This is a genomic window from Bacteroidales bacterium (assembly GCA_016707785.1).
Lineage (GTDB): Bacteria > Bacteroidota > Bacteroidia > Bacteroidales > UBA4417 > UBA4417.
In genome coordinates, this window is sequence record JADJGZ010000007.1 from 1 (window position 1) to 9,964 (window position 9,964).

10 protein-coding genes are annotated in these 9,964 nt (G+C 43.0%); 2 read left to right on the forward strand and 8 right to left on the reverse strand.

What is annotated here, in order from left to right; genetic code table 11:
- The 7 genes from IPH84_05935 to IPH84_05965 form a co-directional block, all read right to left on the reverse strand.
- The coding region (locus IPH84_05935; protein ID MBK7172764.1) for a T9SS type A sorting domain-containing protein at positions 1 to 230 on the reverse strand (230 nt) is incomplete at its 3' end.
- Between the two features lie 8 nt (positions 231 to 238).
- On the reverse strand, positions 239 to 1,546 hold the full coding sequence (locus IPH84_05940) for a hypothetical protein (protein ID MBK7172765.1): 1,308 nt from the start codon (positions 1,544 to 1,546) through the stop codon (positions 239 to 241).
- Positions 1,547 to 1,748: 202 nt separating this feature from the next.
- Positions 1,749 to 2,702: a hypothetical protein gene (locus IPH84_05945; GenBank protein ID MBK7172766.1), complete on the reverse strand. Its 954-nt coding sequence runs from the start codon at positions 2,700 to 2,702 to the stop codon at positions 1,749 to 1,751.
- A gap of 2 nt (positions 2,703 to 2,704) precedes the next feature.
- Positions 2,705 to 4,141, reverse strand: a complete 1,437-nt coding sequence (locus IPH84_05950; GenBank protein ID MBK7172767.1) for a trypsin-like peptidase domain-containing protein — start codon at positions 4,139 to 4,141, stop codon at positions 2,705 to 2,707.
- A gap of 22 nt (positions 4,142 to 4,163) precedes the next feature.
- The gene (locus tag IPH84_05955) at positions 4,164 to 5,009 is read right to left on the reverse strand and encodes a hypothetical protein (protein ID MBK7172768.1); all 846 of its coding nucleotides are present in this window, start codon (positions 5,007 to 5,009) and stop codon (positions 4,164 to 4,166) included.
- Between the two features lie 275 nt (positions 5,010 to 5,284).
- The gene (locus tag IPH84_05960) at positions 5,285 to 5,704 is read right to left on the reverse strand and encodes a DUF3788 domain-containing protein (protein MBK7172769.1); all 420 of its coding nucleotides are present in this window, start codon (positions 5,702 to 5,704) and stop codon (positions 5,285 to 5,287) included.
- 128 nt (positions 5,705 to 5,832) lie between these two features.
- Positions 5,833 to 6,234 (reverse strand): hypothetical protein, encoded by a 402-nt coding sequence (locus IPH84_05965; GenBank protein MBK7172770.1) that lies wholly within the window; start codon positions 6,232 to 6,234, stop codon positions 5,833 to 5,835.
- A 399-nt stretch (positions 6,235 to 6,633) separates the two neighbouring features.
- Between IPH84_05965 and IPH84_05970 the strand changes: the two genes are divergently transcribed.
- A complete protein-coding gene (locus IPH84_05970) occupies positions 6,634 to 8,568 on the forward strand; it encodes a hypothetical protein (GenBank protein MBK7172771.1) in 1,935 nt (644 codons plus the stop codon).
- The gene (locus IPH84_05975; protein ID MBK7172772.1) at positions 8,537 to 8,956 is read left to right on the forward strand and encodes a T9SS type A sorting domain-containing protein; all 420 of its coding nucleotides are present in this window, start codon (positions 8,537 to 8,539) and stop codon (positions 8,954 to 8,956) included. The genes IPH84_05970 and IPH84_05975 overlap by 32 nt, the downstream gene beginning before the upstream one ends.
- 745 nt (positions 8,957 to 9,701) lie before the next feature.
- Here the strand turns inward: IPH84_05975 and IPH84_05980 are convergent.
- Positions 9,702 to 9,941, reverse strand: coding sequence for a hypothetical protein (locus tag IPH84_05980; GenBank protein ID MBK7172773.1), 240 nt, complete (start codon positions 9,939 to 9,941; stop codon positions 9,702 to 9,704).
- Between the last annotated feature and the right edge of the window lie 23 nt (positions 9,942 to 9,964).

The following is a 9,964-nucleotide window of genomic DNA, read 5'->3' on the forward strand; positions in this document are numbered from 1 at the left end:
ACAGACAAACTGCTTTTGGATTGAAGCTGAATAAGATAGGCTCCAGAACTCAAATCACTGATATCCACCATTGATGCCCCTTTTTCCAGCTGTACTGATTTTACCTCAATACCTGATAAGGAGCTTATCCGGATAATAGTATTCTCAGATACAGTGGGATTGATAAACAAATGATTTTGAGCGGGATTCGGATAGATTTGTAATGTTGTGGGATGAATACCTGGAGGCATGCCTGTATTCAGACCGTATTGAGTTTAGCCAGGTAGGGATAATAGTAGGATGGATTAGTATAAGTACAGGTGTCGAAGCTGAGTTCGCCATGCCCTATACCTGTTACATAGAGGTTCTGATCCGCTCCGCTCGCGATGGCCAGGCCATAGCTGTATGAAGAGGAACTTGATGACTTAGTCCAGACTGCCTGCCCTGTTGAAGAAATATGCAGTAACAGGCTTTCATACGCTCCAATAGTACCCTGTGAAACCACTCCATTGTCCCAATCCACAGAACCTCGCAAAAGACCTGTAAGGGTAACTGAGTGGTCCTGGTTTACAATAAAAGGACGGGTTTCTCCCGGAGAAGCATCCCCTGTCATGACCTGCGGAACCTCAAAGCCCCATTGAATATGCCCCTCCTGATCGAAACAGCTGAGGAAAATGTCATACACCCAGCTGGGGCCATTAAATGTCAGTGTATCGAGAGTAGTTTGAATGTTCAGTATGCCACCCATCATAACCATACCATCATTTCTTATATCAAGATAGGGCGAAATACAGGTTATATCCTCCATAAACTGGACCCATAGAGGCAATCCTTCTGCTGAGTATTTCACAAGATAGATGCTATAAGAAAACGGAGCAGGGAAGCTGATGCCACCAAACTGACTGCCTGCATCCGGACAGGAGCCCGCTACAAATATGTTACCATCGCTGTCAACTGCAACTGAAGAGGCGATACCTACGCTAAGCTGTTCAATATCTTTAACGAGATCACCACCGGTATCAAATACCGATACATTTGAGCTTAACCAGCTTGAATGGGCAAGATAAAGGAATCCATTTCGAAATGTGAGATCTTCAGGCACTGCATCCGGAAAAAGCTGCGAAAGGTCCTTAACCCAGTCGATGCTGCCTCCGTTATTGACTTTTAGGAGGAATCCATTGATAAAAGGGCCACTGAAAGCTAATTGTGTACCATCCCAGAAATCAAGATCAGTGATATACTGACCGATAAGGTAAACGTTGCCAATATCATCAGTAGTTAAATCACTCAGCAAGGCACTGCCGGATATTTCATAATCATCGAGCAATTCACCGGCTGAATTGTATCGACTAAGAAAAAGATTGCCCATGGCCGACTGATAACTTTGCACAAATTCTTTTAGGCCTGAGAACCAGATATTCCCTTGAGAGTCAGTAGTAACTGAAAAGTTAAGACTGCCGGGATTCATTGAGTAATTGATATCCCTGCCTTTGATCCATTCGAAGGTTTGCGCCTTAGAGCTTGCAATCAGCAGAAAAGTGAGGAAAAGTAGTATGATATTTCTCATGGGAAGAATTTTTCGTTGTTAGATTGATGTTTAATGAAACTGATGGTAACCATCAATTTTAAGTTGGATCAGAACATGCCCAACATTTCAATTGTGCCCTCCAGTTGTCGGATTCGCAAATTGAAAGAGCATTGTTAGTATAAACAATTCTTAATTCTGAAAGTTTAGATTGGTTCTAATGCGGTTATCCAGAAAGCGTTCATCAACCATTTGCTGGTATTCCTGATTTCTTGCTGATTAAAGCATGTATTGCTCTGAAACCTTCTAATTGATTTGAGGCATGCTTGCTGAGCCAGGCTGAAAGTAACCCGAATACTTTTCTTTCCTGACCCTGGTATGCTTCATGAAGTTTCGTGGCATCATCTCCATACCTGGCTGGATCAGTAAGTTCTGCCCAGGGTGTCCGGGCGTCTGATTCCAGGGTGCAGATCAGTCTCCAGAACAGTGTTGCCAGTTCATACTGTTCTTCTGAACCTTTGGAAGGATGCAGTATTTGAATAGATTCCAGTTCGGTGAAACCTGATGTTTGAAATAATGATATATAACTTAGAGTATCCTCATTAAGCCCCGGATCAAGGGTTTCACATAAGGGCTCACTACTCCTGCTGCTGAATAAATTTGATGCTACCGTGCTGACCAGTGAAGATTCCGGCTTTTCTCCTGCCAAAATATGTGATAACAATGATTTTAGTGTGTCTATTTGTCCCAACAGACTATCTTTCAATATACTGATGTTAGCCAATCCAGTGGAGTCCGGTTGTATCGGCACAGATTTCTGAAAGGTATTAGCAGCAGTTTCTCTTTGATGGGCATCCGGTTGTAAAGATTCAAGATACAATTGGCGGGCCTGTATGGGTGTATAACCTGCTTTTACCCATTTTTCAATACTTTTCAAGGGCGTCTCTCTGAAAAGATGTTGCCCCTGGATATAAAGTCCCGCTAATACGGCTATGGATGCAAAAATTCCCATGAAGGCAATACGATAGGAAGGTCCGGGTAAGTTTTGTGTATAGTTGCCCAATGCACGTCCGGCATAAGTGATAAGTGCAATAGCCAAGGTCATGCGTATCCAGTCGTTATCTGTCAGGCCAATAACTAAGCCTGCAATAATTCCTATCCCTAGACCTTCAAGGGAATCTTTCAGATATTCCGTCATCATCAATATTCACCAAATGTACAAAGCTCTGTTGAAAGGGTGAACAGCATGAATTTCTTCAAATAGTCATCTTCCACCAAGCGATTCGGATCAAATTCAAGGTTGATAACCAGCAAATCAGGCCCGCTTACTTCTGCCATAAAATATAAAGTTCTTCCACTTCCATCAGCCGCCAAACGGGTAAGGAAATAAGAAGCAGACTCATTTTCATCATCCTCTACAATTTCATCTGCAGTTTCAGGGTCAGCTACCCAGTCTGTAGGAAGGAAATTCTCGATATATACATCATATACATTCTGCTTTGCCGCTGCATAATTCTCTGAAAAAAACGGAAGTGCATCATAGGTCAGGGTTTCATCTTCATTGGAAGAGTAGAACCAGCCGTCCTCAACCTCGAATATGGCATCACCTGGCACAGCTATAGTGGCTCCGGTTTCATAATCCTCATAAATGTTAAAGGTAGCTCCCGACAGGTCAAGAGAAAGGCTGTTTGTGAGTTCCTGCATCTCCCTTTGTTCTTCGGCTGTCATGGTTGAGAAAAGGTCTTCATAGCTGGCAGTCCAGGTAAGTGTAACGGATTGTTCTCCATTTTCAACGGTATTCTCTTTAGCTTCCCTTTGAAGTTCCATGATTTCTTCAGCTTCACTGGCATCGGCATCAACAGTGGTTCTGTTGCTATATAAGCTTACCTGTAAGGAAGGGGAGGACGGAATTGGGTCTATGGAACTGGCTAGCCTGGGAACATAGAAATTAGCGGGCATAGCCCAGTTGATCCTGGCAGCGCCGCCACGAAGTCCGCCATCGGCGACTCCTACTACCGCACCATTCGATGACATGATAGGTGCCCCTGAATGGCCCGGTTGTATAGTGGAACTAATACGAAGTATTTTGGCAATGGGAAGAGGGTACCCCTGGTCCTCCAATTCTGACTTTAGCTTATTGCCTGTAAGTATACTGTTCAAGGTTGGTGATTTCTCCAGACTCCTGGAAAGACGAATGTCGTCCCCTTGCATCGTATTTACTCCGTGAGGGAATCCCCAAACATATAACTCTTTACTTGAATTTGGATCAGCCTCTTGCAGTTGCAATGGACTCAATCCAAGGTCAGTACTGATCCGCAATAATGCCAGGTCCGCTTCCTTGAGCACTTTATAAATCACTGCCTTCGAGGATTTATTCCCTTCCCTGTAAACCATAATATCTTCTGCTCCGGTTACAGCATGCAGCGCTGTGACAATTAAAGTGGGCTCTTTCCAGCACCAGCCGGTTGCCACACCAAGATCCTTCACCTCTTTACCCTTTTCGGTTCGGACGTAGTGGGTCTTAATTTTTACTACCGATGCTTTTGCACTCTCCAGATCAGAACTCTGAGCATGCAATACCATGGGGAAATAAGCAACAAACGCAATCAGAAATGTTTCGGGTAAATATCTTTTCATAACTATTTAAATTTTATGAACATTATTCATTTTCTATCTTGCATACCAGTTCAGCCAGCTTTGGTAAAATCTTCTGACGATGCTCCGGGCTTAGTTTGGAAAGTTCCTGAACTATAGTATTTAGTGACGGTTCTTTTTGCCATAATTCAAAATCTGTCCCAAGTTTGCAATAGGCAGTCCCTTTTTTACCTAACTGGCAGAATAACTTATTTAATCCCTTAAGGAAAGCAAATCGTTCCTGCTCCGGGATGGTGTTTGCTATTTCACTAATAATTGGTGTCATGATTTTGGGATCCAATGCTATCAACTCTTTTTGTGCAGCATCCCAATCATTGTTCCACTGGTCGGGATCAGTAGCGCCACATAGCTCTTGTGCTTGCTCAGAACTAAATAAATTCGACTGGTGTGCCCGTTGGACTTCAGTTACAGGTCCTAATTCACCGGTATTCGGATCGATCCCAAGTCGCTGGAACAGCACAAGTTTTCGGGCATGATCCGGTGCGAACCCTGCATCTGTGTAGCCTTTAACACTTTTGGCCACACTAATTGTAAATACTTCCTGCGTTCTGACAAACATACCCAGGAAGATACCTGCCACTACAGCAATCCCAAACCATCCTGCCCTTAATGCAGTAAAAAGTGTGTTTTCCTTCTCTTTCTGGTATTCAGCCGACTCCATGCCAGCAAAACTACGTTTATCGAAACCCAGGAAGGCCCCAAGCATGGCAGTGAGAATTCCAAAAATAACCTTGACTACTTCAGAAACTGAGAGCCCCATAATGACTCCAAGTAATAAACCCATGCCAATACCTGATAAAATGGTAGCCCGCTGTATACTACCATGGAGTTTTTTTTCGTCTTTTTCCATATGTAATTTTTTTAAATGTAAACTTGATGATACCGAGCCTGATGTATACGATGCCCTTATTTGACAGGTACTCTGAGGATGGATGGAGTGGTGTGGGAGTGCACCCGGTTAGAATGATGTTTATACAAATATAGATTCAATTATATTAAATTAGACTAAATAAAAATAAATAATTTACAATAAATCATTGTCATACTGGTTAAATGTCAGTTTAACAGGATATTAAGGAGTTTAACTTACCCCAAAAAGAAACTAGTGAAAAATTGGCGGTAGGATCAATGATTTAATTTAATTCGGATCAGTTCCTGGATATCAGGGAGGATCTCACCATTATAAACAGCTATTCTGATTCCCCTTCCTTCAGCATACACTCTTGCGGAGGCCAGTTCTGTCCTGATATCCGCACCCAATTCACTGCTGAGTATAAGGTCAGTAGCTTTTTGCCCGAAAACAAATGCCACCATAAAATACTTCTCTCTTGGAAGAAGATAGATAATTGCTCTCTTTTTATCCTTCACCCTGAAACTCCAGCCATATTTTGCCCCGGGAAAGTTCCATTGATCCTCTGCGGCAGGGTATTGTTCATGAACATATTGTCTTAAAGCAGTCCAGAGTGGATAGGTGTTTTCCAATGCTTCTGCTAAAATTTGTTCGGAAGGAGGCTGGGATTTGTCGGAAAAAACGCTGGTTTCCATGAACTTAGTCTAATAATATTTGATTCTCAGATGAAACTCATGCAAGTAAAAGTAAGAAAAGGTTCGTTTGTCTTTCGCTTTTGATTCATGAATTCTGTCTGAAAGTATCAATGACACTAACAATTCACTTACTTAACATCTGTGTTTGTAACCTCGAATGATTTGATGATGAGGGATGCCAAAAAAGCCTCCAGCAGACTCAGTGGAATGGCAAGCCTCAACAAATCAAAAGGGAGTAAATTCATATTTCCTAGCACAACCCACATTAGCACAAAGGCGACAAACCAAGAAAGGAAAGTGGTTTGAGCCAGGCTGAATTTCCTGGAGAGGATAAATATGGTAATAGCAAATAGGAAGGACCATACTCCCCACATTACTCCATTTATTGGATCAGAAGGGAAGATGAGTCCCATCCCTTTATAATGATTAGTCCAGTAGGATTTTAGCAGAATTTCATTTCTCAGGAATTCTGAGCCGCTAATCCATAGAGTTGCCAATAAAATTGATAAGAAAGGTCTGATAGTTCTCATATTAAAATTTCATTTGGATGAAGTTACGATAAAAATGAAGGAGAAGGTTTATAAACAGCAGATTTTCCTTCAAAGTCTCAGTTTCCTTATCAATCAGTTATTAATCTTTATGAATTTCCCGTGCGTGAGCTTCGAAGTGCCGAGCCCCGTTGATGTATCCAAACACCGCAGAGTCAGTCAATCGAAGGACGCAGTCGGGTCTCGAAACTGGGAAATTAAATTAATACGTTTCTCAACGTTGCTCCCGGATGAATCCAGTTAAACTGATTTATTTAAACATTTACGAGGTGTGGCGGATTATACCCGTTCAACCGAAATTAATACCAGTAAAGCCAAAAGTTTTTTATTAATCTTAGTGAACCTCATAAGTTTGCAATCCATCAAATAATCATTTTCTGTATGAAAAATCTATTTACCCTTATTTCGCTCCTAGTGATTCCCTTTATCATTTTTGCTCAACCGAAACCGGAATATTCATGGCGCTATTACCGCCCGGGAAATACCGGGATACAGGGTGATGTCGCCACTTCCCTTTGGGTAGATGGAAACGGCGATCCTTATATTGCTGCTAACACCGGGAACTGGGGAGAAGGTGGAGTGGCTAAATTTGATCAGTCGGAGAATAAATGGATTAATTATTCAAATGTGGATTACCAGGTCATGGGTTCATTTGATAATGGGGATATTCAGCTTCATGATATTGTTGAAGATTATAATCATAACCTCTGGATGGGGTCTTTTACCGGGGCTCTAAGGTTTAACCCTCAGACAGGGGTATCTTCAATGCAGAATTTTGGGACCTCCAATTCTGACCTTCTTGGTTTTACTATGGATATTGACCTGGCTCCCGACAGTTCTGTCTGGTTTACCAGTGGCGCATTGGTTCGTTATAATCCATCTTCGGATGAATGGACTTCCTGGGAAGGGTCCAATGTCCGTATTGCTGTCCAGCCCAAGCCTGATGGAAGCTACCTGGTTTGGTCAGCAGATACCTACTTTGGTTATGTATTTACTTTTAACAGTGCCACCCAGACTTATACTAACTATACCCCGGAAGCCATTGGTGATATAGCCGGCCTTCCCGGTAAGGATTGTGTGGATGATGCCGGGAACTTCTGGGCCTTGAGGATGTCTGACAATGGGAACTGGGAAACCCTGGAATATCAGCGCCCGGATGGGACCTGGGTATACCCGGCCCCTCCTTATGAGAATATCAGCTATTATATCGATGCTTTTAAAGCCTATGGCGATGGGAAAGCATTACTGGTGACTGCAAATGCTGAAACATGGATGTTCGATGGCACAAGCTGGAATAACTATGGCACCTGGCGCCCTAATCAGCCTACTTATTCGGTAGATACAGATGAACAGGGCAATGTATGGGTCTGTGGTGCAGAAGGGGCAGCAAAACGCGACATTATTACCGGCACATGGCAGAGATACAGGATCACCAATACCTCACAAATTGATTATTTTGTTGAGGATTTGTCGATCGATGAACAAGGAAATGTATGGTTCTGCGGAAATGCAGGAACAGGAGTAGGCGGATTCCAGAAATTCGACGGATCACGCTGGACAGGCTTCAACCCTTATACCTACGGAATTGGTTATCCTTTTCCCTTTGAAGCCGATAACACACAGGCAATCTATGCCAGGCCTTCGAATGGCGATATCGTTATAAACCCTACTTTCCATGGAATACATGAATGGGATGGCAGTAGTTTCAATGCTTTGGAGGATTTTATGACAAGTTCGGAAGGATTTGTCGAAGGTTCAGATGGAAAATTATGGAGTATAGGGGAATATTATAGCCTCCGATATTATAATGAAGCAAACTCGGAATGGATTTCTGTTCCTATCGTGGGCTGGGGAAGTAAAGTGATACAGGACCCTGCAATTCAAGGGAATATATGGGCATTGACTGATTATGAGATATTGCGTACTGATGGGAATACGACACTATCATTACCTATTGAGAATTTTCCCGGTTCTGCAGCCTGGTTTACAGGAATTGCTGCCGATCAGAATGGGATTATGTGGACAGGCACCTGGTCGCAATTCACTAGTACCGGAAGTACATTGATACGCTATGATGCCAATACAGGTGATTATCAAACCTGGTCGTATGATGAGGGTTGGCCTTTCCCCGGGGAACATGTCCGCCCACTGACCATAACACCTGATGGGCGACTTTGGATGCAATATGATTCAGAGTATCCCTCTACTAATTCCGGTATCCTTTGGTATGATGGAGTAACAGTAGAAGCCTTACCCTCTTCACCAGGGGGCGTACCACAATGGGGTGGATTGCCAACAGCACCATCAAAGACATGAAGTTCGTCCGACTGCCAATGGCTATGAGTTATGGATGAGCTGCCTTGGCAGAGGAATTGCAGTATTGGATGTGGTTACAGGTACTGTTGGGGTTCAGGAATCTGCCAGCAACTGGCCGGAAACTTCAATGACAGCAAAGCCTAATCCTGCAAGCGAAAAGGTTGATATCAGCTTCCTTCTGAAGAATTCAGGAAGAGCAAATTTATCTGTCTATGATTTACATGGACGACTCGTAAAGGAGCTGTCGAATGAAACCATGGAAAAAGGTGTGAATACAATCCAATGGGACCTGCTCAACCAGTCTGGCAGCATGACAGGCAAAGGGGTTTATATTGCGAGGCTAACCGCTGATGGAAATACAGAATCCATCAAGATTGTTGTCAGGTAATTAGATGATGCATTTTTGTGATCGCCTCAGTTGCTTCACTCAAATGCAATACAAAGGGTAAACTGGGAGTGATTACACCCCAATGTCCTCATTCCACAATTCTGGCTTTTCAATCATGAAAGTTTCCATCATGCTGATACATTCTGGACTATCGACAACGGTTACCTCTACTTGATTAGCTTTCAGGAGTTCTTCACCACCCTAAAGCTTCGGTTTCACCGATCACCACTTTTGGAATGCCATAAAGCAGGAATAGCTCCTGTGCACATTGGACTGGGGATAAGGTGGTATAAAGAATACATTCCCGGTAAACATTGGCCTTTTGCCTGCCGGCATTTTCAAGGCATCCATTTCGGCATGCAGCACAACACTGCCTTTTGTACCCTTTGATTGTGGCCCTTCCAAGTATCCTGCCTTATGAACCAGTACCGATCCAATGGGAATACCCCTTCTGAAAGGCCTGCTTTTGCTTCAGCTCTGCAGCTGATAAGAATTCATCCATGGTTTAATGGGATTGTCTGTAATTAAAACAAATATACCAGAAATTAGAATGAAAGGGATCACACAGATATTGCACGAATTGACACGAATAAAATATTCTTTATGGAGGATTATGAGTTAATGAGTAAATGTTACCTTACATATTCATGTTCATTCATCCGTGATATTGATTCGTCCGCCAGTAGGCGGATTCGTGGAAAAATAACAATCCACAAACCCGTCGATAGAAGCACGAATGAAGGACTTATTTTTTTGAGGATCTCATCCCGAAAAGCTGTTTCAGGTTGGGATCGGAAGCAAAGGCATCATATTCAGGGCTACCTTTTGGAATGAGGGCTACCTTTCCTTCGGCATCATGATGTATGCCCCATCCATACGTTTTTACCAGCGGGGAACATCGTAAACAGGCTTGTCCTTTCGAAAAGTACTGCTCCCACTCCCGGCCGAAATCTGAATCAGGCACCTCTTTTTTGAGGCTATGCACCTGAATAAGACCTCATCTGATGT

Bases quoted from the DNA above. Each gene is read 5' to 3' on its own strand.
- IPH84_05940 (MBK7172765.1), bottom strand. From the start codon at position 1,546: ATGAGAAATATCATACTACTTTTCCTCACTTTTCTGCTGATTGCAAGC.
- IPH84_05945 (MBK7172766.1), bottom strand. From the start codon at position 2,702: ATGACGGAATATCTGAAAGATTCCCTTGAAGGTCTAGGGATAGGAATT.
- IPH84_05950 (MBK7172767.1), bottom strand. From the start codon at position 4,141: ATGAAAAGATATTTACCCGAAACATTTCTGATTGCGTTTGTTGCTTAT.
- IPH84_05955 (MBK7172768.1), bottom strand. From the start codon at position 5,009: ATGGAAAAAGACGAAAAAAAACTCCATGGTAGTATACAGCGGGCTACC.
- IPH84_05960 (MBK7172769.1), bottom strand. From the start codon at position 5,704: ATGGAAACCAGCGTTTTTTCCGACAAATCCCAGCCTCCTTCCGAACAA.
- IPH84_05965 (MBK7172770.1), bottom strand. From the start codon at position 6,234: ATGAGAACTATCAGACCTTTCTTATCAATTTTATTGGCAACTCTATGG.
- IPH84_05970 (MBK7172771.1), top strand. From the start codon at position 6,634: ATGAAAAATCTATTTACCCTTATTTCGCTCCTAGTGATTCCCTTTATC.